20 protein-coding genes and 1 pseudogene are annotated in these 22,972 nt (G+C 63.1%); 13 read left to right on the top strand and 8 right to left on the bottom strand.

Annotated features, from left to right (window positions below; genetic code table 11):
* Window positions 1-23: 23 nt before the first annotated feature.
* The 5 genes from ACF8E5_RS12685 to ACF8E5_RS12665 all read left to right on the top strand — a co-directional run bounded on the left by ACF8E5_RS12685 (window position 24) and on the right by ACF8E5_RS12665 (window position 7,673).
* Window positions 24-1,388 (top strand): DUF1329 domain-containing protein, encoded by a 1,365-nt coding sequence (locus ACF8E5_RS12685; RefSeq protein WP_058605862.1) that lies wholly within the window; start codon window positions 24-26, stop codon window positions 1,386-1,388.
* A 272-nt stretch (window positions 1,389-1,660) separates the two neighbouring features.
* Window positions 1,661-4,375, top strand: coding sequence for a LuxR C-terminal-related transcriptional regulator (locus ACF8E5_RS12680; protein WP_392475372.1), 2,715 nt, complete (start codon window positions 1,661-1,663; stop codon window positions 4,373-4,375).
* A gap of 158 nt (window positions 4,376-4,533) precedes the next feature.
* Window positions 4,534-6,141, top strand: coding sequence for a tetratricopeptide repeat-containing response regulator (locus tag ACF8E5_RS12675; protein WP_197843902.1), 1,608 nt, complete (start codon window positions 4,534-4,536; stop codon window positions 6,139-6,141).
* Window positions 6,138-6,830, top strand: a complete 693-nt coding sequence (locus tag ACF8E5_RS12670) for a sensor histidine kinase KdpD (RefSeq protein ID WP_058605860.1) — start codon at window positions 6,138-6,140, stop codon at window positions 6,828-6,830. Before ACF8E5_RS12675 ends, ACF8E5_RS12670 begins: the two co-directional genes overlap by 4 nt.
* A 126-nt stretch (window positions 6,831-6,956) precedes the next feature.
* Complete coding sequence (locus tag ACF8E5_RS12665; RefSeq protein ID WP_023534691.1) at window positions 6,957-7,673, top strand: OmpA family protein; 717 nt, start codon at window positions 6,957-6,959, stop codon at window positions 7,671-7,673.
* 34 nt (window positions 7,674-7,707) lie between these two features.
* Here the strand turns inward: ACF8E5_RS12665 and pta are convergent, their stop codons facing one another.
* Both pta and ACF8E5_RS12655 read right to left on the bottom strand, forming a co-directional pair.
* Complete coding sequence (pta, locus tag ACF8E5_RS12660; protein ID WP_058639447.1) at window positions 7,708-9,795, bottom strand: phosphate acetyltransferase; 2,088 nt, start codon at window positions 9,793-9,795, stop codon at window positions 7,708-7,710.
* Window positions 9,796-9,826: 31 nt separating this feature from the next.
* Window positions 9,827-10,129 (bottom strand): DUF3565 domain-containing protein, encoded by a 303-nt coding sequence (locus ACF8E5_RS12655; protein ID WP_058639476.1) that lies wholly within the window; start codon window positions 10,127-10,129, stop codon window positions 9,827-9,829.
* Here ACF8E5_RS12655 and ACF8E5_RS12650 point away from each other — a divergent pair.
* On the top strand, window positions 10,128-10,613 hold the full coding sequence (locus ACF8E5_RS12650) for a peptidylprolyl isomerase (RefSeq protein WP_058605858.1): 486 nt from the start codon (window positions 10,128-10,130) through the stop codon (window positions 10,611-10,613). The two genes, ACF8E5_RS12655 and ACF8E5_RS12650, sit on opposite strands and share 2 nt — an antisense overlap.
* A 145-nt stretch (window positions 10,614-10,758) precedes the next feature.
* On the top strand, window positions 10,759-11,241 hold the full coding sequence (locus tag ACF8E5_RS12645) for a glutathione peroxidase (protein WP_058605857.1): 483 nt from the start codon (window positions 10,759-10,761) through the stop codon (window positions 11,239-11,241).
* A gap of 38 nt (window positions 11,242-11,279) precedes the next feature.
* Here ACF8E5_RS12645 and ACF8E5_RS12640 read toward each other — a convergent pair whose 3' ends face one another.
* A complete protein-coding gene (locus ACF8E5_RS12640; protein ID WP_326383386.1) occupies window positions 11,280-12,470 on the bottom strand; it encodes a glycosyltransferase family 1 protein in 1,191 nt (396 codons plus the stop codon).
* Window positions 12,471-12,604: 134 nt separating this feature from the next.
* On the opposite strand from ACF8E5_RS12640, the pseudogene ACF8E5_RS12635 reads away from it, so the two are divergent.
* Window positions 12,605-13,420: pseudogene (locus tag ACF8E5_RS12635) on the top strand (PAS domain-containing protein); the annotation flags it as partial.
* A complete protein-coding gene (locus ACF8E5_RS12630; protein WP_371921604.1) occupies window positions 13,415-13,960 on the top strand; it encodes a methyl-accepting chemotaxis protein in 546 nt (181 codons plus the stop codon). The pseudogene ACF8E5_RS12635 and the gene ACF8E5_RS12630, both read left to right, overlap by 6 nt.
* Before the next feature lie 123 nt (window positions 13,961-14,083).
* Here the strand turns inward: ACF8E5_RS12630 and ACF8E5_RS12625 are convergent, their stop codons facing one another.
* Window positions 14,084-14,299 (bottom strand): TIGR02450 family Trp-rich protein, encoded by a 216-nt coding sequence (locus tag ACF8E5_RS12625; protein ID WP_023534670.1) that lies wholly within the window; start codon window positions 14,297-14,299, stop codon window positions 14,084-14,086.
* Window positions 14,300-14,342: 43 nt separating this feature from the next.
* Entirely contained in the window at window positions 14,343-15,107 is a 765-nt protein-coding gene (cysZ, locus tag ACF8E5_RS12620; protein WP_058605855.1) for a sulfate transporter CysZ, read from the bottom strand.
* Window positions 15,108-15,396: 289 nt separating this feature from the next.
* On the opposite strand from cysZ, the gene trxB reads away from it, so the two are divergent.
* Window positions 15,397-16,359, top strand: a complete 963-nt coding sequence (gene trxB, locus ACF8E5_RS12615) for a thioredoxin-disulfide reductase (protein WP_058639474.1) — start codon at window positions 15,397-15,399, stop codon at window positions 16,357-16,359.
* A 32-nt stretch (window positions 16,360-16,391) separates the two neighbouring features.
* On the opposite strand, the gene nadC is transcribed toward trxB, so the two are convergent.
* Window positions 16,392-17,240 carry a carboxylating nicotinate-nucleotide diphosphorylase gene (gene nadC, locus ACF8E5_RS12610; protein WP_197843906.1) on the bottom strand — a complete coding sequence of 283 codons (849 nt, stop codon included), beginning with the start codon at window positions 17,238-17,240 and terminating at the stop codon, window positions 16,392-16,394.
* Between the two features lie 242 nt (window positions 17,241-17,482).
* On the opposite strand from nadC, the gene ACF8E5_RS12605 reads away from it, so the two are divergent.
* The 3 genes from ACF8E5_RS12605 (at window position 17,483) to ampE (ending at window position 21,120) form a co-directional block, all read left to right on the top strand.
* Complete coding sequence (locus ACF8E5_RS12605) at window positions 17,483-19,636, top strand: DUF1631 domain-containing protein (protein WP_392475371.1); 2,154 nt, start codon at window positions 17,483-17,485, stop codon at window positions 19,634-19,636.
* A gap of 74 nt (window positions 19,637-19,710) precedes the next feature.
* Entirely contained in the window at window positions 19,711-20,277 is a 567-nt protein-coding gene (gene ampD, locus ACF8E5_RS12600; protein ID WP_196186333.1) for a 1,6-anhydro-N-acetylmuramyl-L-alanine amidase AmpD, read from the top strand.
* Between the two features lie 3 nt (window positions 20,278-20,280).
* A complete protein-coding gene (ampE, locus tag ACF8E5_RS12595) occupies window positions 20,281-21,120 on the top strand; it encodes a regulatory signaling modulator protein AmpE (RefSeq protein ID WP_392475370.1) in 840 nt (279 codons plus the stop codon).
* A gap of 24 nt (window positions 21,121-21,144) precedes the next feature.
* Here ampE and ACF8E5_RS12590 read toward each other — a convergent pair whose 3' ends face one another.
* Window positions 21,145-21,933: a TatD family hydrolase gene (locus ACF8E5_RS12590; RefSeq protein ID WP_058639473.1), complete on the bottom strand. Its 789-nt coding sequence runs from the start codon at window positions 21,931-21,933 to the stop codon at window positions 21,145-21,147.
* 2 nt (window positions 21,934-21,935) lie between these two features.
* Window positions 21,936-22,931: a catabolite repressor/activator gene (cra, locus tag ACF8E5_RS12585; protein WP_058605850.1), complete on the bottom strand. Its 996-nt coding sequence runs from the start codon at window positions 22,929-22,931 to the stop codon at window positions 21,936-21,938.
* Window positions 22,932-22,972: the final 41 nt, after the last annotated feature.

Genomic DNA, 22,972 nt, shown 5'->3' with positions numbered 1-22,972 from the left:
ATACGGATCCAGGACGACACGACATGAACAACACCAGAAGTCTGCTGCAAGCCGGTGTGCTGGGCCTGTCCCTGCTGGCTACCAGCGTGATGGCAGCAGTACCGGCCGGCGAAGCAGCCAAGTTGGGTGCCACCCTGACCCCCATGGGCGCGGAAAAGGCCGGTAATGCCGATGGCTCCATCGGGCCATGGCAGCCGCTCTCGAAGACGGCCGGCAGCGTCGATGGCAAAGGTTTCCTCGCCGACCCCTACGGTACCGAGAAACCGCTGTTCACCATCACCGCGCAGAACGCCGAGCAGTACAAGGACAAGCTGTCCCCAGGCCAGATGGCCATGCTCAAGCGCTACCCGGACACCTATAAGCTTCCCGTCTACAAGACGCACCGTGGGGCCACGGTACCGGCCGAGGTGTTTGCTGCAATCAAGGAAAACGCCACTCAGGCCACCCTGGTGGAGGGGGGTAACGGCCTGAACAACTTCCGCACGGCGGTGCCGTTCCCTATCCCGCAGAACGGTCTGGAAGTGATCTGGAACCACATCACCCGCTACCGTGGCGGCAGCGTGAGCCGCCAGGTCATCCAGGCGACCCCGCAGCAGAATGGATCATTCAACCCGGTGTCGTTCTCCGATCAGTTCGTGTTCCGTGATCGAATGAAAGACTACGACCCCAACAATCCAGGGAACATCCTGTTCTACTTCAAACAGGAAGTGACTGCGCCAGCTCGCCTTGCAGGCACCGTGCTGCTGGTTCACGAGACCCTCGACCAGGTCAAGGAGCCGCGCAAGGCGTGGATCTACAACGCCGGTCAACGCCGCGTGCGCCAGGCGCCGCAGGTGTCGTATGACGGCCCGGGGACCGCTGCAGACGGCCTGCGAACCTCCGATAACCTCGACATGTTCAACGGCGCCCCGGACCGCTATGACTGGAAGCTCGAAGGCAAGAAGGAACTGTACATCGCCTCCAACGCCTTCAAGCTCGACGACCCGAAGCTCAAGTACGCCGACATCATCAAGGCAGGGCACATCAACCAGGACCTGGCACGTTACGAGTTGCGTCGCGTCTGGCATGTGGTGGCCACGCTCAAGCCCGGCCAGCGACACATCTATGCCAAGCGTGACTTCTACATCGACGAAGACACTTGGCAAGCCGCCGTGATCGACCAGTATGACGGGCGCAACCAGCTCTGGCGTGTGTCTGAAGCCCATGCGCAGCCGTACTACAACGTCGAGGTACCGTGGATCACCCTGGAAGCCATCTATGATCTGCAATCGGGGCGCTACCTGGCCCTGGGCATGAAGAACGAAGAAAAACGTGCCTACGACTTCGGCTTCACTGCCAGCAAGGCCGACTTCCAGCCTGCGGCCCTGCGTCAGTCAGGCATCCGCTGATACCGAAGAAGTAAGTGACAGGGCCACCCTCGGTGGCCCCATCGCGCCAATGCAGGGGGTGCCAGCCCCCGGCAGAAGCGCCGGGCCATTGCGATAAACCGTCTGAATACCCCGCCAAAACCCCCGTTTCAGCCTGCGTCGATCGGCGCTGTTGCTTTTTGTCGTAGTCTTTTTCCGGCGCAGTCTCCCCCGTCAACTTCAAATGCAGGGCGTTAACCGCTAGTCTCGCAACCACCCCTACGCCGTATTTGTCCACCCAGAACGAGCCGGCCATGACAGATCTGTCCCGTACGCATGGATGCACCAGCCAGGCCGTGGGCCTGATGGACGAGCACTTCTTTCGACCGCCCTTGCCCGATGGCCACGTCCCGCGTCAGCGCCTGTGCCAGCGCCTGAAGGCCGGGCTAGGCGGGCGGTTGCTGCTGATCAGTGCGCCAGCGGGTTTCGGCAAGAGTTCGCTGGCCATCGAGTTCTGCGAGACGCTGCCTGCCCATTGGCGCACATTGTGGTTGGGCTTGAGCCAGCGAGACGCCGATCCCGGGCGCTTTCTCGAGCGCCTGCTCGACGGGTTGCAGCAGCACTGCCCCGCCATGGGGGGGCAGGCGATGGGGCTGTTGAAGATGCGCCAGCGCCACCAGCCGTTTGCTTTCGAGCCGTGGCTTGGCACGGTGCTCGACGCGTTGGCGCTGCACTTGCGCAGCGAGTCGCCCTTGCTGGTGGTGCTGGACGACTACCACCTTGCCCAAGGTCCTGTCCTGGACCACTGCCTGCAATTCTTCCTCAATCACTTGCCCGCAGGCCTCGTGCTGCTGGTGACCAGCCGTCAGCGCCCGGACTGGCACCTGGCACGCCTTCGCCTGTCCCGGCAATTGGCCGAGCTGAGCGAGCAGGACCTGCGCCTGACCGCCGAAGAGTCGCTGGCGGTGCTGGGGCGCAGGCCCACTGGGCTGCGTGGCCAGGCGCTGGACAACCTCATCCAGCGCAGCGATGGCTGGGTGGCCGGGCTGCGTTTCTGGCAACTGGCCGCTAGCGAGTCCAGCGAGGAAAACGTTCTGCCCCAGGCGTTGCACGGTGGCGAAGGCCTGATCCGCGATTACCTGCTCGAAGAGGTGATTGACATACTGCCGGCGCCTGTGCAGCGCTTTCTCGACGAGACGGCATGCCTGGAACGCTTCTGCGCGCCCCTGTGCGACGCGGTACGGCTGCAACAGGACAGCAGCGCCATCCTGGATTTTCTGCAATCGCACCAGGTGTTTCTGGTGCCACTGGATGAGCACGGCCAGTGGTTTCGCTACCACCATCTGTTTTCCGACCTGCTTCGCAGCCGCCAGGCACGCGAGCCTTTGACCGAGCGGCACCTGCGCGCCTCTTGCTGGTTCCAGTCCCAGGGCTTGCTGGACGAGGCGGTGGAGCAGGCGTTGCGCGGGGGCGACCTGAACGCGGCGGCCAATCTCGTGCAAAGCCTGTCCGAAGAGCAACTGCTGGCCGAGCAGAACGTCGCGATGCTGCTACGTTGGAAAATGGACCTGCCCGACAGCCTGTTGGTCAGCACACCGCGCCTGATCGTGTTGTACAGCTGGGCCCTTGGCCTGGCGTGTCAGCTCGACGCTGCCGAGGAACTGGCAAGCCATCTGGGGCGCTTTCTGCCGGCGCCTTCTGCCACTGCCCAGAAGTCCATGCTCGCCCAGTGGCTGGCACTGAGCGGCGTGATCGCCAGGGGCCGGGGCGATCGTGAACGCACCCTGACCTGCTGCACCGAAGCACTGCAGAGCCTGCCCTGCAAACGGTATGGCCAGCGCCTGGTGTGCCTGTCGACGTTGTCGAACCTGGCAATCGCCGAGGGCGACTTCTGGCGTGCGCGGGGCTGGAACCGGGAAGCGCTGGAGCTGGCGCAGCGCGTCGGCAACCCCCTGTTCGAGGCCCTGGCCCACTACGACAGGGCCCGGGTATTGCACGCCCGAGGCGAGGTCGTGCGTGCACTGGGCGAAGTGCGTGAAGGGCTACAGCGTTTGCACGGGTTGTCTGCACAGCGGTTGTATGCAATCCGGGCGCGGCTGACCTTGTACGAAGGTTATCTGCTGGTCGCGCGTCTATGCCCGGAGCAGGGGCTGGCTCGGCTGCGTGGTGGTCTGGGCGAGGCACGTGCCTGCCGTGACATCAGTGTGCTCATCGGTCATTGCGTGATTGCCATGCTCGACGGCCGGGAAGGGCGCTTCGCCGAAGCGTTCACTGAACTCGCCGAAGCCGAGCGCCTGATGCACATCTGGGACGTGCCACCTGTGTACTACCTGGCGATGATCACCTTGGTCAAATGCGAGCTCTGGCTCGCGCAAGGGCGCATGGACCTTGCCGAATCCTGGCTGTCGCGCCTGGGGCAGACTTACGGCGGTGCGCAGGCGGCCCTGGCGCCCGAATTCCACCCGTTGTTGCCCTGCCATGTCGCGTTGCAGCAAGCCGCACTTGACCGCATTCAGGGGCGTGAGGCGCAGGCGGCACGCAACCTTGAACAGCTTGCCGAGCGCGGCCAGGGCTGTGGGGGCATGATGCTGACAGTGAGCGCTATGTGCCCGTTGATCGCCTTGCACCTTGACCAGGGGCATCAGGCACAGGCAGCACGGTTGCTGCCGGCGCTGCTGCAGGCGGCCAGTGGCGGTGTTCTGCAGCCGTTCCAGGAACTGCTGCAACGCTACCCGCAGTGGCTGCGCGAGCAGGTCCAGGGCAGCGACAACAGTTCGGTTCAGGCCCAGCTGCTCGAACGGTTGCCCGGCTTACCATGCACCACCGCCAGTGCTGATGCACTCAGTAGCCGCGAACGGGCTGTGCTTGAGCTGATCGCCCAGGGCTGGTCGAACCAGCAGATCAGCGAGCGGCTGTTCATCTCGCTACACACGGTCAAGACGCACGCCAGCCACATCAACAGCAAGCTAGGGGTCGAGCGCCGCACCCAGGCCGTAGCCAAGGCCAAGGCACTTGGCTTGCTGGAGTGACACTGGCAGGGGGTGCGGCGGGTGGCTAAAATGCTGGCCTGATGCCACCTTTGAAGTGGCGCGTACGCTACGCTTATCTTTTCCGACCGCCTGCCGATACAGCGTTCGGTGGTTCGCCTCGTGCCATCTTTCCATTTCTTCCAGGGCAGGTCGTGTTGATGCTGCAGTTCGGGCAAAAGAGTTTTCTGATCGTTGACGACTTCACCGACTTTCGCACGTCGACCCGCTCCATGCTGCGCGAGCTGGGTGTTCGCGACGTGGACACCGCCGACAGTGGCGAGCAGGCGCTACGCATGTGCGCCCAGAAGCGTTATGACTGCATCCTGCAAGACTTTCACTTGGGCGATGGCAAGAAAAACGGCCAGCAGGTGCTCGAAGACCTGATCATCGACAAGCACATCAGCCACGAATGCGTGTTCATCATGGTCACTGCCGAAAGCAGCCAGGCCATTGTACTGAGCGCCATCGAGCACGAGCCCGACGCCTACCTGACCAAGCCCTTTAACCGGGTAGGCCTTGCCCAGCGCGTGGAAAAGCTCTACCAGCGCAAGGCGCTGTTGAAACCGATTCTCCAGGCACTGGACCGCAACCGCCCAGGCGAAGTGCTGGCAGCCTGTGCCGAGCTGTGCAAGCGCGACCCGCGCCTGGCGCCGCTGTGCCTGCGCTACCGGGCCGATGCGCTGCGCAACCTCAACCGCTTCGAAGAGCTCGAGAAGTTTCTCAAGGCCATTCTCGCCAGCCGCCCGCAGCCCTGGGTCTATGCGGCATTGGGCAGCCTGATGCACAAGCGCGGCCAGTATGCCCAGGCCCAGGCCGTCTACGAGCAGGCGCTCAAGGCCTTCCCGATCATGCCCAGTCTCTACGACGGCATGGCCGATGTGCTGGAGGCGCAAGGCGAAACCAAGCGCGCCCAAGGGCTATTGGAGGAGGCCGTGCGGCTTTCGCCGTTATCGGTTCGGCGCCAATCGAAGCTGGGCAAGCTGGCGTTGGCCAACGAAGACTTCGACAGCGCGTCCAAGGCGTTCCGGCACGCCGTGAATCAGGGGCAGAGCTCACGCTACAAGGATGCCGAGAACAATCTGGGCCTGGTGCAGGCGTTGATGAGCCGTAATGCAGGCTTCGGTCTGGACGCTCGCACCCGGGTCGAGATCAACACCACGCTCAGCGAGGTGGCCAAGGAAAACCCGGAAGACCAAGGCCTTCAGGTGCGTGCCCGCATGATGAAAGCCGCCAGCCTGCAGCAGGCCGGCGATCCGGAGACCGCGGCCAAGCTGACCGACCAGGCCGTCCAGCGCCTGGAAAAGATGAACCAGTTCTTCTCGGTCGATGCGGCCCTGACCGTTGCCCGGCAATTGCAGGCGTCGGGGCAGGATGCCGCGGCCATCGGCGTGCTCAGAAGTTGTGTGGAGAGTTATGGCGACGACCCCAAAGTCATGGAAAGAGTAGGCCAGCTGACGGATGACCCCAGTGTGCTGAACGCCATCACCGAAGCCGTTACGCTCAATCGTCAGGGCGTGCGCAGTTACCAGGGAGGTCAGCTCGGCGAGGCGTTGCAGCTGTTCCGTAAAGCGTTGGGCCTGCAGCCCAGGAACATCAGTATCGCCCTCAATACCGCCCAGGCGCTGCTGCGCATTGGCGGAGAGAATCCTCAGCCTGCGATCATGCAGGAATGCCGCGACGCCTTGACCAGCGTGGCCGGTATCCCCGCCAGCGATAACCGCTATGACCGCTACCGCAAACTGCATACCCGGGTGTTCGGCGCATGAATCTTGATAATCAGGGGCTGGATTTTTCCACGGTGATCGCCTCCACCGTGCACGACCTGAAGAATTCGCTCTCGGCACTGATCCAGTCCCACGGCCAGTGGGTCCAGCGCTTGCCCGAAGAGCTGCGCGGTGGCGCGGAACAGGGGGTGATGGAGCATGAGTTCCGGCACCTCAATGGCATGCTGGTGCAGTTGCTGGGCTTGTACAAGCTCGGTGTGAATCAACTGCCGGTATGCCCGGACTACCACGAACTCGACGACTTCATCGAGGCGCAGTTGGCAGCCCACGAAGAAGTCTTGCAGCACAATGCCATCGAGGCGAACTGGCGCATCGATACCGATAATCCCCTGGGCTTTTTCGATCGCGAGCTGGTGGCATCGGTGGTGACCAACGTCATCACCAATGCCACGCGGTTCGCCGAAAAGGCCCTGTTGATCACCATCGAAGAGGCCGACAACCAACTGGTCATCTGCATCAACGATGACGGGCCCGGCTACCCGGCGCGCATGATCGAACGGCAACAGGAATACATCCAGGGCATCGACTCCACCAGTGGCAGCACGGGCCTTGGCTTGTATTTCGCTGCGCGCATTGCGGCCTTGCATGAAAGCGGCGGCGTGCAGGGCCGCATCGACATCTCCAACGGGGGGGCGCTCGGGGGCGGCCTGTTCCGGTTGTATTTGCCCTGAGGGGTGAACAGGGCGGTGCACAAATGCGCAGGCGGGCGCGGAATTTTCACCCGGCAAGACACTCCAAGCCTGACATAGAGCCGTTCCAGACCTACGGCATACATGACCAACACGAGGAGCTTGCCCATGTTCACCATGCGTCGCCTGATTATCGTCGCAACCACTGCTGCCCTGATGACCGGCTGTGCGGGGCAAAACCCCTATGAGAACCAGGGGCAAGAGGCCGGCGGCATGAGCAAGACCGCCAAGTACGGTGGCCTGGGTGCCCTGGCCGGTGCCGTGGCCGGCGCCGCGATCGATCACAATCACCGTGGCAAGGGTGCACTGATCGGCGCTGCGGCCATTGGCGCCGCGGCGGCCGGCTACGGCTACTACGCCGACAAGCAGGAAGCCGAACTGCGCGCGAAAATGGCCAACACCGGGGTCGAGGTTCAGCGCCAGGGCGACCAGATCAAACTGATCATGCCCGGCAACATCACCTTCGCCACCGATTCGGCCAACATCTCGCCAAGCTTCTACGCACCGCTGAACAACCTGGCCGGCTCGTTCAAGCAGTTCAACCAGAACAACATCGAAGTGGTGGGTTTCACTGACAGCACCGGTAGCCGCCAGCACAACATGGACCTGTCCCAGCGTCGTGCCCAGGCCGTCAGCAGCTACCTGACTTCCCAGGGTGTGGATGCCTCGCGGGTCACCGTGCGCGGCATGGGCCCGGATCAACCGATCGCCAGCAATGCCGATGCCAATGGCCGCGCGCAGAACCGCCGCGTTGAAGTGAACCTCAAGCCGATCCCTGGCCAGCAGTACGACCAGCAGCAGGGCCAAGTTCAGCAGTATCCCTGACCCAAAGGTGGGGGCCACTTGATGGCCCCCGCATTCAGCGCACCTCGCTTGCCTGAATGGCGGTCAGGGCAATGGTGTGCACAATGTCGTCGACCTGCGCCCCGCGCGGTAGATCGTTCACCGGTTTGCGCAGCCCCTGCAGCATGGGCCCGAGGCTCACGCCGTCGGTACTGCGCTGCACGGCCTTGTGTGTGGTATTGCCGGTGTTCAGGTCCGGGAACACGAACACCGTGGCGCGACCGGCCACCTGACTGCCCGGCGCCAGGTCGCGTGCAACGGCCGGGTTGACAGCCGCATCGTATTGCAGCGGCCCATCGATCAACAGCTGTTCGGCGCCTTCCCTGGCCATGCGTGTGGCCTCTCGCACTTTTTCCACCTCCTCGTCGCTTGCCGAATCGCTTGAATAACTGATCATCGCGACCCGTGGCGTGATGCCGAAGGTATGCGCCGATGCAGCACTCTGGCGCGCGATCTCGGCGAGTTCGGCGGCATTGGGGTGAGGGTTCATCACGCAGTCGCCGTAGACCAGCACCTGGTCCGGAAACAGCATGAAGAAGACCGAAGAGACCAGGCTGGCGCCCGGTGCGGTCTTGATCAGCTGCAATGCAGGACGGATGGTATTGGCCGTCGAATGCACCAGACCCGAGACCAGGCCATCGACTTCGTCCAGGGCCAGCATCATGGTGCCGATGACCACCGGGTCTTCAAGCTGTTGTTCGGCCATCGGTGCGTTGAGGTTCTTGCTCTTGCGCAGCGCCACCATGGGCTCGACATAGCGCTCGCGGATCAGGTCCGGGTCCAACACCTCCAGCCCTTCGGGCAGGGTGATGCCCTGGGCCCGGGCCACGGCATCGACCGCTTCAGGCTTTGCGAGCAGCACGCAGCGGGCAATGCCGCGTGCCTGGCAGATGGCCGCCGCCTGCACCAGCAGCGGCTCGGCCCCTTCGGGCAGGACGATACGTTTGTTGGCCTGCTGCGCGCGCTGGATCAGTTGATAGCGAAATACCGCAGGTGACAGGCGCATCTCGCGCGGAGCGCCGCAGCGCTGGCTCAACCAGGCGCCGTCGAGGTGGCTGGCCACGAAGTCGGTGATGAACTCGGCGCGCTCGCGGTCATCGACCGGGATTTCCCTGTTCAGGGCATTGAGCTGGTTGGCGGTGTCATATGACCCTGTGCTGACCGACAGGATCGGCAACCCTGCCTGCAGCGCTCCGCGGCATAGCCCCAGGATCCGCGCATCGGGCTTGCTGTCGCTGGTCAGCAGCAGGCCTGCCAACGGCACGCCGTTGATCGCTGCCAGGCTCACGGCGAGGATGATGTCGTCGCGATCGCCGGGCGTCACCACCAACGTTCCAGATGTCAGCAGCGGCACGGTATTGGCCACCGTGCGGGCGCAGATGATGATCTTGGTCATGCGGCGCTGCTCAAAGTCACCGGCATTGAGGACCTGGGCCCCGAGCAGCTCTGCCACATCCCGCGTGCGCGGGGCATTGAGCTCCGGCTGATAGGGAATGCAGCCGATCAGGCGGAAATCATTGCCGCGCAGCAGCGGCGAGTGCTCACGCAGACGCGTTGAGAATTGCTCCATGCTCTGGTCGGTGCGCACCTTGTTCAGGATCACACCCAGCACCTTGGGGTCGCGCGGGCCTCCGAACAGCTGGGCCTGCAGCTCGACCCTGCCGGACAGTTCACTGAGCACTTCCTGTTCGGCGGCCGATACCAGGATCACTTCGGCATCCAGGCTCTTGGCAAGGTGCAGGTTCACGCGGGCTGCGTAGCTGGCGTGACGGGTAGGGACCATGCCCTCGACCACTACCACGTCGTTGCCGACACAAGCCTGCTGGTACAGACGAACGATCGACTCGAGCAGCTCGTCCAGCTGACCATCGCCCAGCATCCGTTCGACCTGGGCCAGGCTCAGCGGCGTCGGCGGCATGATGCCGTGGGTACGAGCGATCAGCTCGGTAGAGCGCTCCGGGCCGGTGTCGCCCGGGTGGGGCTGGGCAACAGGCTTGAAGAAGCCCACTTTCAGGCCGGCGCGCTCCAGCGTGCGCACAAGGCCCAGGCTGATAGACGTAAGGCCGACGCCAAAGTCGGTTGGTGCGATGAAAAAAGTCTGCATGCGTGCTTCTCGAAATAAGCGGTGCAATGGATCAGCGATCAAGGGTAGCGCTATCGGCACCCTGTGCGCACCAACCGCACGGGAACGCCTGGCCAATGCGCTGCGCTCGCTGTTCGGGGTCGAGCACCCATGGGCGCAGCTGCCAGGGCGGCACGTGGCGCAGGTGCTGGGTGTGGCCACAGCTCAACTGGGCGACCCAGTGGCCTTCGGCATCCTGGGAAAAAGCGATGATCCGACTGATGGGCATGGGCGGATCCAGGCGAGGTTCGCAATCGGGCGATGGCTTGGTTACACTTGTGCGTTCTACATTCTTTTGCAAAAGGTCTTGCCCCATGCTGATCGCCGCCAACAAGGCTGTCTCCATCGACTATACCCTGACTAACGACGCCGGGGAGACCATCGACAGCTCCGCCGGTGGCGCGCCGCTGGTTTACCTGCAAGGTGCCGGCAACATCATCCCAGGCCTGGAAAAAGCCCTGGAAGGCAAACAGGCCGGCGACGAGCTGACCGTTTCCATCGAGCCTGAAGAGGCCTACGGCGAATACCTGGCCGAGCTGGTCAGCACCCTGAACCGCAGCCTGTTCGAAGGCGTCGACGAGCTGGAAGTGGGCATGCAGTTCCACGCCTCGGCCCCCGATGGCCAGATGCAGATCGTCACCATCCGTGACGTGGACGGCGACGACGTGACCGTCGATGGCAACCACCCACTGGCCGGCCAGCGCCTGAACTTCCAGGTCAAGGTCGTTGACGTACGTGACGCCAGCGAAGAAGAAATCGCTCACCGTCACATCCACGGTGAAGGTGGCCATCACCACTGATCTTTCTGCGCTAAGCTCAGAAAGTCGCCAGGCGTTCGGGCAAGCCGCCCTGCCTTCCCAAGGAAGGCGACGGCTTGAACGAACGCCTTTTTAGTGGGCGCAATTTGCCCAGGTACCGTCGGCGACCTGAAAAGGGGATTACAGCATGAGTGCATTTCACGACCTGAAGTTGAACGCGCTTGACGGTGGCGATCTGTCCTTGAAACCGTACAAGGGGCAGGTAGTGCTGGTGGTCAACGTGGCCTCCAAGTGCGGCCTGACACCTCAGTACGCGGCGCTTGAGCAGCTCTACCAGACGTACAAGGACAAAGGCTTCACGGTCCTTGGCCTGCCCTGCAATCAGTTCGCAGGGCAGGAGCCGGGGAGCGAAGCGCAGATCCAGGAATTCTGCAGCATGAACTACGGCGTGAGCTTTCCGCTCGGCGCCAAGCTCGATGTGAACGGGCCCCAGCGCCATTCGATGTATCGTCTTCTGGCGGGCGAGGGCGCGGAGTTTCCAGGGGACATTACCTGGAATTTCGAGAAATTCCTGGTGGGCAAGGACGGGCGGGTATTGGCGCGCTTCTCCCCGCGCACGGCGCCGGATGACCCTGGGGTGGTCCAGGCCATCGAAAAGGCCCTGGGCTAATCATGCACCGGGTGCTCACCTCGGCCGCTGCAGTGGCTTCACAGCGGCGGCATGGGCTGTATCGAGGTCGCTTGGCGCGCATGAACGCTCTGTGAAGCGCTGAGCAGGTGCGCTTCGAACTGGTCGACGATTTTCGACCACCCCTGGTGGCTGGCATGCTGTCGAGCGTTGAGCCTCACCCGCCGCAGGGTCTCGCTGTCTTGCAACAGCCAGCAAGCGGCATCGATGAAGGCTGCCGCATCCCCTGGCATGGCCAGCGCCCCATTGTGGCCATGGCCGATGTGCTGCGCAGCCGTTGCCTGGTCATAAGCGACCACCGCCAACCCTGACGCCATGGCTTCGAGCACCACACGGCCAAACGTCTCGATCAGGCTGGGGAACAGAAACAGGTCACTGCTGGCATAGTGCTCGGCCAGTTGTTCGCCTCGCTGGACGCCGCATAGCACAGCCCCGGGGACCTGCTGCTGTAGCTTCCCCCGCAGTGGCCCGTCCCCCACCAGGATCAGGCGTACCCTTCGCTGTGGCAACGCCCGTTGCAAAGCCTCGAAACAGCTTTGCAAAAGCCCCAGGTTTTTCTCCGGTGCCAACCGTCCCACATGCAAGACGGCGATATCATCGTGGCCCAGACCCCAGTGTTCGCGCAGCGCCTGGCTGCGACGGGCCGGGTTGAACAGCTCCGCGTCCACACCGTGCGGCATGTGCACCAGCCGCTCGAAGCCGCGGCGCTCCAGCCAACGCCGTTGGCTCAAGCTGGGCACGAGCGTCAAGACGGCCCGGCGATGAAACCAGCGCAGGTAAAGGCTTAGCAGGCGTCCCACTACGCCCATGCCGTGTTGCCCTGAAAGGTGCGCAACGTGGGTATGCAATCCGCTAACAACGGCGATCCCTAAACGCCGAGCAGTGCGTAATGCGCTCAGCCCCAGGGGGCCTTCAGTGGCGATGTAAATGACGTCAGGCCGTTGCCGGCGCCAGTGCCTTGCCAGCGTGCGCAGGGAGACCTTGTCCCGTTGCAAACCCGGATAGCCGGGCAGTGGCCAGTCGCGCCACAGTCGCACGCCAGGGTTGTGCCCCGAAGCCTGCTCTCCTGGCTGTCGGGGGCGCACGATCCTGACGTGATGGCCACGCAGGCGCAGCCCTTCGCTCAGGTTCAACAGTGTGCAGGCCACGCCGTTGACGTGCGGGGCGAAGGTATCGCTGACGAGGCAGATGTGCAGAGCAGGTGTATTCATGAACAGACTATCCACCTGCTGCATTGCCGGGGCATGACGGCGAAGTGACGTCGGCATGATGCAGGGGGGCATGACGCCTGTAACGCGCACGAATATTCATCACGGCTGCACTCAAGAGGCGCAGTTGCCCGCCGATGCAGTTGCATTCGCCCCCACGCTCCAGGAGAGCGGTGATGTTCAACAACAAGCTCAAGCAAGAAATCCGGCAGTTGCGTGAAGAACTGATGATCATCGACCAGATCAAGAGCAGCCTGGACAGCGAGATGCTGGTGCTGCAACTCGACCCTGCCGGTCGGATCGAACTGGTCAATGGCAATTTCGAAACCGAGATGCTGTATCGGGCTGACCAATTGCTTGGGCGCAACATCGACGACATCGTGCCTGCCCACGTCAAGTCACTGGATTTTCACCAGCGCATGAAAAATGCCATCAGCCGGGGCGAGCATTTCAATGGCGCGTTTCGCCTGCTGCGCGGGGACGGCCAGGAAGCCTGGCTACGTTCGATCCTGCAACCTGTGAAGGGTAGCGACGGGCGCATCAAGTATTTCACCCTGCATTCGAGCGACCTGACCCGTACCATCATCACCTCCCGGGAGCACGAGAGCCTGATCAAGGCGCTGATGCGCTCGACGGCGGTTATCGAGTTCGACCTCGATGGCATGATCCTGACCGCCAACGAGCGCTTCCTGTCGGCAGTGGGGTACCGGCTGGATCAGATCCGTGGCAAGCACCACCGCATGTTCTGCGAACCTGCCGAGGTCAACTCACCCGCCTACCAGGCATTCTGGGACAAGCTTCGCCGCGGTGAGTACATTGCCGAACGCTTCCGTCGGATCGATGCCCATGGCCGGGTGATCTGGCTGGAAGCTTCCTACAACCCGATCTTCAACGCCCACGATGAGCTGTACAAAGTGGTCAAGTTCGCCACGGTCATCACCGATCAGGTGAACCAGGAGCAAGCGGTGGCCCAGGCGGCGGACGTTGCCTACAACACCTCCCGGGAAACGGACACCAGCGCCCGTCGGGCCACAGAGGTGGTCGGGCAGAGCGTCAGCGTCATGCGTGGGCTCGAAGCCTCGATGCTTCAGGCTGCCGAAGGCATCCAGGCGCTGGACACCCAGTCGCGGGTCATCGGTTCGATCATCAAGACCATCAGCGATATCGCCGGGCAGACCAACTTGCTGGCGCTCAACGCCGCCATCGAAGCCGCCCGTGCTGGCGAGCAGGGGCGGGGCTTTGCGGTGGTGGCCGATGAGGTGCGTCAGCTGGCCTCGCGCACCAGCACGGCTACCGAGGAAATAGCCCGTGTGGTACAGCAAAACGAGCAGTTGGCCCAGGCTGCAGTGTCGATCATCGACACCAGCAAGCGCCAGGCCGAAGAAGGCCGCGCGCTGGCGGACCAGACCGGAAACGTGATCGAGGAAATCCAGGAAGGGGCCAGGCGGGTGGTAGATGTGGTGGGGCAGTTTTCCAGCCGCCTGGGGCAGTGATGCCGGGCAGTTGTGCAGGCCGGTTGTGTTCCATGGTGAGGCGACGCGGCGGCGCTCCCGTTGGACGCGCCTAAGATCGGCCGCTGCCTGACGGGCACGCGGCCGGTTCGGTCAGTCACTCGCTCATCGCCAGCCCATCGCCCATACCTGGGCGTCGCGCAGCACCCGCCAATCCAGCCACTCGCTGCGCCCGCTGTGCACCGCCTGCAGTTCCACGCGCAGCAACACGCCCGCTTCGTCGTGCTCCAGGTCGGTGACCAGGAAGTGCTTTTCACGGTTCACCGGCTGCGTCGCGGTCCATTTCGACAGCTTGAGTTTGGCGGGACTGAAGCGGTTCATGGTCTGCTCCTGTAGATGAGGTAGGGTAACGCCTGGGACAGGCTCAGGCTCGATGCGCAGGTGTGTTCACGGCCCGTGCATTGCCATTCTCGCGCACCCAGAACAAGGTAGCCCCAGCCACCGCCGCCGGCATCATCACCACGTTCACCCCCGGGATCAGCAACGCCAGGTAGGTCACCCCGCCAAAGCCCAGGGACTGCCAGCGTTTTTCCCGAAGCCAGGCGAGCATGTCCTGCCAGCTCATCTTATTGTTGTCGGCCGGGTAGTCGATGTATTGGATGGCCATCATCCACACGCCGAAAATCAGCCAAAGCGGCGCGGCGACCACGTTGACCACCGGGATCAACGACAGGATGAACAAGCCGGTGGCGCGCGGCAGGAAGTAGCCGAGCTTGCGCATTTCGCGGCCCAGTGTGCGGGGGATCATCGCCAGCAGCTCGGCCCAGCTGAAGGCCGGGAAGTGATCGTCGCCGCGCACCACCACTTCCACCTTTTCAGCCAGAAAGCCATTGAACGGCGCGGCGATGATGTTGGCCACCAGGGTAAAGGTGAAGAACACCATCAGCACCAGCAACACCACGAACAGGGGCCAGAGGATATAGGTCAGAAAGCTGAGCCAGCTTGGCAGTGTGGGCACCAGCGCGTCCAGCCACTGGCTGAACTGGTGGCCGGCAAAATAGATGAGGCCACCGAACAGCAGCAGGTTGATGGTCAGCGGCAGCAGCACGAACAAGCGCAGGCCAGGGCTCAGGATCAGCTTCAGGCCTTCGCGCAGGTACTGCGGCCCGGAAAGAACGGGGGCTTGCATGTATCACTCCGCAGAAAAGGTGGTTGGCAGACATTACCGAGTTTCAGGGGGATGCGGAAGCTGCACCATCTGGGTGAAACCGGTGGTAACAAAAGCCAATGATCGGACCCTGCCAACGCAACGACGCGCATAGACGATGGCTATGAGGTGGATTGTCTAAGGATATTTCCTTACTCTTTGCCACCTCGCTACAGTGCGCTCATATTTCAGCGTCACCGGCCTGCCCGTGGTGCAGGCCCTACTTCATTTGCACAGCTGGCCTTTTCAGCCCGCTCGACAGGAGTTCGACATGTCCGAAGCACGTCATTCGCGCGTCATCATTCTGGGCTCCGGCCCTGCCGGTTACAGCGCAGCGGTCTATGCGGCCCGTGCCAACCTCAAGCCGCTGCTGATCACTGGCATGCAGGCCGGTGGCCAATTGACCACTACCACCGAAGTCGACAACTGGCCAGGCGACCCGCACGGCCTGACCGGCCCGGCACTGATGCAACGCATGCAAGAGCACGCCGAGCGTTTCGAGACTGAAATCGTCTTCGATCACATCAATGCCGTGGACCTGGCCAACAAGCCGTTCACCCTGACCGGCGACAGCGGCACCTACACCTGCGACGCCCTGATCGTGGCCACTGGCGCCAGTGCTCGCTACCTGGGCCTGCCGTCGGAAGAAGCGTTCATGGGCAAGGGCGTATCGGCCTGCGCCACCTGCGATGGTTTCTTCTACCGCAACAAGCCGGTCGCAGTGGTTGGCGGCGGCAACACGGCCGTTGAAGAGGCGCTGTACCTGGCGAACATTGCCAGCAAGGTAACCCTGGTGCACCGCCGCGATACGTTCCGCGCCGAGAAGATCCTGGTCGACAAGCTGCATGCCCGCGTCGCCGAAGGCAAGATCGAACTCAAGCTCAACGCTACCCTGGATGAAGTCCTGGGCGACAACATGGGTGTGACCGGCGCGCGCTTGAAGAACAACGATGGCAGCACTGACGAGATCAAGGTAGATGGCGTGTTCATCGCCATCGGCCACACCCCGAACACCTCGCTGTTCGAAGGCCAGCTGACCCTCAAGGACGGCTACCTGGTGGTCAGCGGCGGCCGTGAAGGCAACGCCACCGCCACCAACGTCGCGGGTGTGTTCGCCGCAGGTGATGTGGCTGACCATGTCTACCGTCAGGCCATCACCTCGGCCGGTGCTGGTTGCATGGCCGCCCTGGACGTCGAGCGCTACCTGGACGGCCTGGCCAACGCCTCGTTCTGATCCCTCGACCGGGGCCGCCTGGCGGCCCCGTGTTACAGGCTCAGGCGCATCGACAGGTCGACCGCTCGCACATCCTTGGTCATCGAACCTATCGAGATGTAATCCACACCGGTTTCGGCGATGGCCCGCAGGGTCGTTTCGCTGACGCCGCCACTGGCCTCCAGCTTGGCCTTGCCAGCGGTGATCCTGACGGCTTCTTTCATCTCGTCGAGCGTCAGCTCATCGAGCATGATGATGTCGGCACCCGCGCTTAGCGCCTCATGCAATTCCTCCAGGCTTTCCACCTCGATTTCCACCGGCTTGCCGGGGGCGATGCGGTGTGCGGCTTGTACCGCCTCGGCGACGCCACCACAGGCGGCGATATGGTTTTCCTTGATCAGGAAAGCGTCATACAAGCCTATGCGGTGGTTGTAGCAGCCGCCACAGGTCACTGCGTACTTTTGCGCCAGGCGCAGGCCCGGCAAGGTCTTGCGGGTGTCCAGCAACTGTACGTGGGTGCCTTCGACCAGATCCGCCAACGTGCGCGCGCGCGTGGCGACCCCGGACAGCATCTGCAGGAAGTTGAGTGCACTGCGCTCGCCGCTGAGCAGTGCCCGCGCAGGGCCTTCCAGGTGGAACAGCGGTTGGTTGGGCTGGGCGCGATCGCCGTCGACCACCTGCCAGTGCACGGCTACGCGTGGATCGAGTTGACGAAACACCGCATCGACCCAGGCCGTACCGGCCACCACACACGCTTCGCGGGTAATGATCGTTGCCTTGGCCAGCCGCTCGGCCGGGATGAGCTGGGCGGTGATGTCGCCGCTGCCGATGTCCTCCAGCAACGCACGGCGCACGTTGGCTTCGATTTCGGCGGTGAGGTCGGCAAGGCGTAGGTTAGGCATGGTTGGCTCCACAAGCGAGATGCCCGCGATTATAGGGCAGGGCGCAGGCCTGTACAGCCGGTGCTCGGCTGCCATGACGCAACGGGTTGAGCAATCACTGCCTGTACAGGGTCAAGACATTTGCCAAGGAAACGCGTCTGGCAGTAAAAGGAATTATTCCTGATAATGCTGTCTGATATTTGGCGTCATGCTATTGGCGAAACTGGCCGCGTCTAGGCCCGACACCCTGCAAGGAGTACAGGATGCACAAAGAGGGCAAGGTAGTGCCCTTGGCGGCGGCTGAACATGGACGGCGCACGCCCCCCACGAGTCTGCCCATCGCGCTGCTGCAGGTGCGCGATCAGGCCGCCCTGCAACTGCGCCAGGGTTTGCAGGCGCTGTTCGACAATGCCGACGATACCCTGTTCGAGATGGCCGACAAGGCCGCGGACCGGTTCGCTCAGCACCTGTATTTCGAAGCCATGCGCGACTTGCGACTCAAGCGCAAGAGCATCGAGCGGCTGTTTCTCGATACCGTCCATGAAGCCTTCGCGCGCTTGGCCGAGCCTGAGCATACCCCGGCAACCGTCGCTCCCGTATTGTCGTTTACCCCCGGTCAGTCCGAGCGTGCAGCAGCAGTGGAGGCGATGGTGACCAGGGTAAAGGCCCGTGATGGCGTCGCGCTACAGCAGCTGGGCCTGCGCTTGCAGACGCTGCTCGAACGTCATGTGCCTGAGCAGTGCAACCCCCTGAACCCGATTGCCTTGTGCCGCTGCTTTCTCGAGGCCGGGCAAAGCCTGGGTGTAGGGCCGCGCGTTAAGCTGGTGCTGCTCAAGCTGTTCGAACGGTATGTATTGTGCGACGCGCAAGTCATCTATGGCGAAGCCAACAGGCTGCTGATTGCGGCAGGCGTGCTGGGTCAGCTGCCACCGACGCCTTGCCGACGAGCCGGGGACAGTTACTTGCTGGCGGAGCCGGACGAGCGCTCCTACCATGAGCCTGAAGCGAGCGAAGATACCGCAGGCGATGCGTTGTTCGCCTCCCTGCAACCGCTTCTGCGATCCGCACGTGGTTTGTTCGCGCCTCGCCTGGAGGCACCGGCCGGCGCCCAGCCGGTCAGCAGAGCCGATCTGCTGCGGTTACTCTCACATCTGCAGCACTATGTGCCAGAGCCCGATGCGGCTGACGATTTCGCCCTTGGCCAGCAAGTGGAGCAATTGCTGCTGACCATCAGCGTGCGTAGCGGTACCCGCCGCTTTATTGGCGGGGACGACGAAGACATGATCAACCTGATCGATCACGTGTTCAGGTTTATTGCTCGCGACGACAATCTCCCCCCCTGCCTGCGAGCCGTGCTGGCGCGCCTGCAGATTCCGCTGCTCAAGGTGGCGCTGCTGGACAGGGGGCTGCTCAGCCGCGCCAGTCATCCCGCCCGGCGGCTGCTCAACGAAATGGCGGCGGCGGGGCTCGGCTGCGACCCGCGCGAGCAAGAGCAGGGTGATGCGTTGCAACTGCGCGCTGAACGTGTGGTTCAGCGCCTGCTCATCGACTTTGCCGAAGACACGAGTCTGTTCGGTGAGCTACTTGAGGACTTGCTCGGGCAGACCCAGCATGAACGGCGGCGTACCGAGTTGTTCGAGCAGCGCACCCGGGACGCCGAAGAGGGGCGGGCCAATGCATCGCTTGCCAGGCGACAGGTGCAACACGTGCTCAGCCAGCGCCTGCGGGGACGGGTCTGGCCCCAGGCAGTGGTACGGATGCTGATCAACAACTGGAGCCAGGTGATGATGCTGGCTTGGCTCAGACACGGCGAAGCGTCTTTGGGCTGGCGCAGTGCGCTGCAGACCCTCGATACCTTGCTGGCCAGTGTGACGCCATCGCTTCAGCCGCAGGCCCTGGTGCATCAGGTACCACCGTTGCTCAAGTCGTTGCGCGATGGGCTGGCCAGTGTCGGAACCGACTCGCTGGTGACCCGTGAATTTTTCCGCAAACTCGAACAACTGCACATACGTGCTTATGCAGGTGGCGCTGAGGCCGACGAGGACGACATCCTGGTCACCCAGGACATCCTGTTGGCGTTGGCCGAAGAGGCAGACGGACCTGGGCAGCAACCGGCCGGTGACAAGGGCAAGGTCAAGGTCTCGCAGAAGGTGCAACGCTTGCGCATGGGTACCTGGATTGAAGTGTCCGATGACAGTGGCATTCAGCGCTGCAAGTTGGTGGCACGCCTGGACAGTTGCGACAAGCTCGTCTTTGCAAATCGCAGCGGCATGAAAGTGCGGGAGTGGAGTGGCGCAGGCCTTACCCAGGCCCTGGAAGCCGGCACCGTTCGCGTATTGGATGACGGTCCTTTGTTCGAGCGCGCCCTGGAAGCGGTCATAGAGGATTTGCACAGGAGCGGGCTGGCTGCTTTGTGATGATTACCGTGTCAACGCTAGCGGCAGCAGGGCATACTGACGCTCTGTGCAGCACTTTTCAGGACAGGCCCCTCATGCAATTGGACCGTGCCACTGGCTGGTTCCACGGAGACGGAATCACCCACTGCCCCTCACCGAATTTCAACGCCCGCCCGCAAGGTGAGCAGATTTCTCTGCTGGTGCTTCACAACATCAGCTTGCCGCCGGCCAACTTTGGCGGCGGTTACGTCCAGGCGTTCTTTCAGAACCGGCTCGACCCGAACGCACACCCGTATTTCGCCAGCATCGAGCACCTGAAGGTATCTGCACACCTGTTCGTCGAGCGTGGGGGGGCGGTGACCCAGTTCGTCTCGTTGCATGATCGGGCCTGGCATGCCGGCGTCTCCTGTTTCGACGGCCGTGAGGGCTGTAACGATTTCTCGATCGGCATCGAGCTGGAGGGCACTGACGAGATACCGTATACCGATGCGCAGTACCTGACCCTCGACCGCTTGACGCGGCACATCCGCAAGGCCTGGCCGGCCATCGCACCCGAGCGTATCCAAGGGCACAGCGACATTGCCCCCCAGCGCAAGACCGACCCCGGCCCTGCCTTCGACTGGGCGCGGTACCGCCAGGCGTTACAGCGCGAGGAGGGCTGAGGCATGAGTTTTCTGGTATTGATCCTGGTGCTGTGGTTCGAGAAATTTTCGGGCTTGCGCCATCTGGTCCAGCGTGACGGTTTCTTCCTTGGCGAACTGGCGCGCCTTGAGCGCAAAGGTGGGCTGCCTGTAGGGTGGGTACTGGCCGCTGTGGTGCTGGCTCCGGTGCTGGTGCTGACACTGCTGTTACATGTGCTTGAGCCCGTTGCCTACGGCCTGCTGGCCCTGCCAGTGCATCTTCTGGTGCTGGTTTATAGCCTGGGACGTGGCAATGCCAAGGCTTCCCTCGGGCCCGTGCGTGACGCCTGGCACAGGGGCGATGAACAAGCCGCGCTGCACGTGGCCGCACGTGACCTTGGCGTAGTGGCCGATGGGCCACGCAGCCTGCTCGAACGCCTGCAAAGCAGGTTGCTGTGGGAGGCCTACCAGGGCTTTTTCGCCGTCATCTTCTGGTACTTCCTGCTGGGGCCGGCCGTTGCCCTGGCTTACCGCCTTCTGGCGTTGTGCCAAGCGCACAGTCAGCGACCCGCACTCCAGCACCGCGCCGAGCAGCTTCGCCACCTCATGGACTGGGTGCCGGTCAGGGTGGTGGCATTGAGCTTTGCCCTGGTCGGCAACTTCGTGGCCGTTGCCCGCGAAATATTGCACGAGTTGTTGAACTGGCATGTCACTGCCGCGCACCTGGTAGCCCGCGTCGGGCGTATGGCTGATGACGGCAGGGATGCCGGCACTGCCAGTGAGAATGATTGCGGGATGCGACGCCTGGATGGCCTATGGGACCTGGTGCTGCGTTGTGGTGTGCTGTGGTATGCCGCTTTCGCGTTGTGGACCGTGTTGGCCTGACCGCGCGGGGCGGGCCGGCGCGAATCAATGCAGGGCTTGCCAACCGAACAGCTCGCAGGCATTGCGCGTGCTCGCTTCGGCCAATTGCTCGACGGGCACGCCCATCGACTCGGCCAGCGATTGTGCGATGTCTGGCAGGTGCTCGGGGCTGTTGCGCACCCCCGGATGCATGACCGGCGCCATGTCCGGTGCGTCGGTCTCCAGCACCACGCTGTCGAGCGGTAAGCGGGCAATCGTACGGCGCAGCCGCAAGGCCTGGGGCCAGGTCGCCGCGCCGCCCAACCCAAGCCGAAAGCCTAGCTTGATGTACTCACGTGCCTCTTCGTAACTGCCGGCGAATGCATGGATGATACCCGCCCGCATGGGCTTGTAGCGCTTGAGGGTGGCAATCACCTGGGCATGGCTGCGGCGCACGTGCAGCAGGGCCGGTAGCTGGAAGTCGCACGCCATTTGCAACTGCGCTTCGAACACGTCCTGCTGACGAGCCTTGTCCAGTTCAGGGAGGTAGTAATCCAGTCCGAACTCGCCCAGCGCACACAGGCGGCTATCGCCACGCAAGCGCTCCAGCCAGGCGCGCAACTGCTCGATGTGGCTCGGTTGATGATCTTCAAGGTAGACCGGGTGCAGGCCAAGCGCCGCGGCCAGGCGCGAGTCGCTGCAGGCCAGGTCCCATACCCGCTGAAAGTTGGCCTGATGAACCCCCAGCACCACCATTCGCTCGACGCCTTGCGCGCTTGCACGGGCCATCAGGCTCGGGCGGTCGGCGTCGAAGTCCGGGAAGTCCAGGTGCGTGTGGGTGTCGATCAGACGCAGGTTCATGACGGGTCGATTCGTTGCTTGAAGGTGCGCGAGACCGCATGCACGCCTGGTTCGTAGCGTTTTTCTTCAATCGCAGCAAGGGCCAGTTCCAGTGCCTTGGCGGCCATGTCCCCGTGACGTTGGGCCATGGCATTGACCGGCAGCGGCAAGAAGTCGAGCAACTGGTTGTCGCCGAATGTACCCAGCTGCAACCGGCGCGACTCGGTGGGCTGGGCGTGCAGCGCGTCGAACACTCCCTGCAGGAGCACGTACGAAGTGGTGATCAAGGCATCGGGCAGGCCACCCAGCTCATCGATCAATTGCTGCATGAGGCGCTGCCCGCACTCTCGGCTGAACGCTTCGCCCTGGTAGCGGCGCACCTCACCGGCAAAGCCCTGTAGCGCATCGTCGAAGCCACCGGCGCGGGCCTGGCTAACCGACAGTTCAGGGCGTGCGCCGATCAAGGCAATGCTGCCTGGCGAGGTGCTCAACAGGCTGGCGGCCAGACGACGACTGGCATCATGGTCATCGCTGATCACCGAGCAGAAATACCGGGGGTCCAGGCCTCGGTCGATGGCAATGACCGGCAGGCCCTTGTCTTGCAACTCGCGGTAGCTCTGATCGTGCGGCGGCAGGCAGCTGGCCACGAACAAGGCATCGCACCGGCGCGCCCGGAACAGCTGCTGCAACTGGCGCTCGCTGTCGGGCTGGTCGTCACTGCTGGCGATCAGCAACTGGTAGCCCCGGGCCCGAGCCCCTTGCTCAAGGCGCTTGGCAATACGCGCGTAGCTGGGGTTCTCAAGGTCCGGGAGGATGAAGCCCAGCGTGCGGGTATGCCGGCTGCGCAGGCCAGCGGCCTGAGGGTTGGGCGTAAATCCATGGGCCTGCACCACCGCCTGCACGCGCTCCACGGTGCTGTTGCTGATGCGTTGCTGTTCGGCCTTGCCATTGATGACGTAGCTGGCGGTAGTGACGGACACACCGGCCAGGCGGGCGATATCGCTGAGTTTCACCGAGTTTTCCTTGTTATGACCAAAGCTGGCTGTAGGCGATG

This window comes from Pseudomonas sp. WSY_20, from assembly GCF_043104335.1.
Taxonomy (GTDB): Bacteria; Pseudomonadota; Gammaproteobacteria; order Pseudomonadales; family Pseudomonadaceae; genus Aquipseudomonas; species Aquipseudomonas parafulva_B.
The sequence above is the reverse complement of the archived record's forward strand: the minus strand, read 5'-3'. Positions and strand labels throughout refer to the sequence as shown.

Excerpts from the sequence above, each read along its gene's own strand:
- ACF8E5_RS12685 (WP_058605862.1), top strand. The coding sequence starts at position 24 with ATGAACAACACCAGAAGTCTGCTGCAAGCCGGTGTGCTGGGCCTGTCC.
- ACF8E5_RS12680 (WP_392475372.1), top strand. The coding sequence starts at position 1,661 with ATGACAGATCTGTCCCGTACGCATGGATGCACCAGCCAGGCCGTGGGC.
- ACF8E5_RS12675 (WP_197843902.1), top strand. The coding sequence starts at position 4,534 with ATGCTGCAGTTCGGGCAAAAGAGTTTTCTGATCGTTGACGACTTCACC.
- ACF8E5_RS12670 (WP_058605860.1), top strand. The coding sequence starts at position 6,138 with ATGAATCTTGATAATCAGGGGCTGGATTTTTCCACGGTGATCGCCTCC.
- ACF8E5_RS12665 (WP_023534691.1), top strand. The coding sequence starts at position 6,957 with ATGTTCACCATGCGTCGCCTGATTATCGTCGCAACCACTGCTGCCCTG.
- pta (WP_058639447.1), bottom strand. The coding sequence starts at position 9,795 with ATGCAGACTTTTTTCATCGCACCAACCGACTTTGGCGTCGGCCTTACG.
- ACF8E5_RS12650 (WP_058605858.1), top strand. The coding sequence starts at position 10,128 with ATGCTGATCGCCGCCAACAAGGCTGTCTCCATCGACTATACCCTGACT.
- ACF8E5_RS12655 (WP_058639476.1), bottom strand. The coding sequence starts at position 10,129 with ATGGGGCAAGACCTTTTGCAAAAGAATGTAGAACGCACAAGTGTAACC.
- ACF8E5_RS12645 (WP_058605857.1), top strand. The coding sequence starts at position 10,759 with ATGAGTGCATTTCACGACCTGAAGTTGAACGCGCTTGACGGTGGCGAT.
- ACF8E5_RS12640 (WP_326383386.1), bottom strand. The coding sequence starts at position 12,470 with ATGAATACACCTGCTCTGCACATCTGCCTCGTCAGCGATACCTTCGCC.
- ACF8E5_RS12625 (WP_023534670.1), bottom strand. The coding sequence starts at position 14,299 with ATGAACCGCTTCAGTCCCGCCAAACTCAAGCTGTCGAAATGGACCGCG.
- cysZ (WP_058605855.1), bottom strand. The coding sequence starts at position 15,107 with ATGCAAGCCCCCGTTCTTTCCGGGCCGCAGTACCTGCGCGAAGGCCTG.
- trxB (WP_058639474.1), top strand. The coding sequence starts at position 15,397 with ATGTCCGAAGCACGTCATTCGCGCGTCATCATTCTGGGCTCCGGCCCT.
- nadC (WP_197843906.1), bottom strand. The coding sequence starts at position 17,240 with ATGCCTAACCTACGCCTTGCCGACCTCACCGCCGAAATCGAAGCCAAC.
- ACF8E5_RS12605 (WP_392475371.1), top strand. The coding sequence starts at position 17,483 with ATGCACAAAGAGGGCAAGGTAGTGCCCTTGGCGGCGGCTGAACATGGA.
- ampD (WP_196186333.1), top strand. The coding sequence starts at position 19,711 with ATGCAATTGGACCGTGCCACTGGCTGGTTCCACGGAGACGGAATCACC.
- ampE (WP_392475370.1), top strand. The coding sequence starts at position 20,281 with ATGAGTTTTCTGGTATTGATCCTGGTGCTGTGGTTCGAGAAATTTTCG.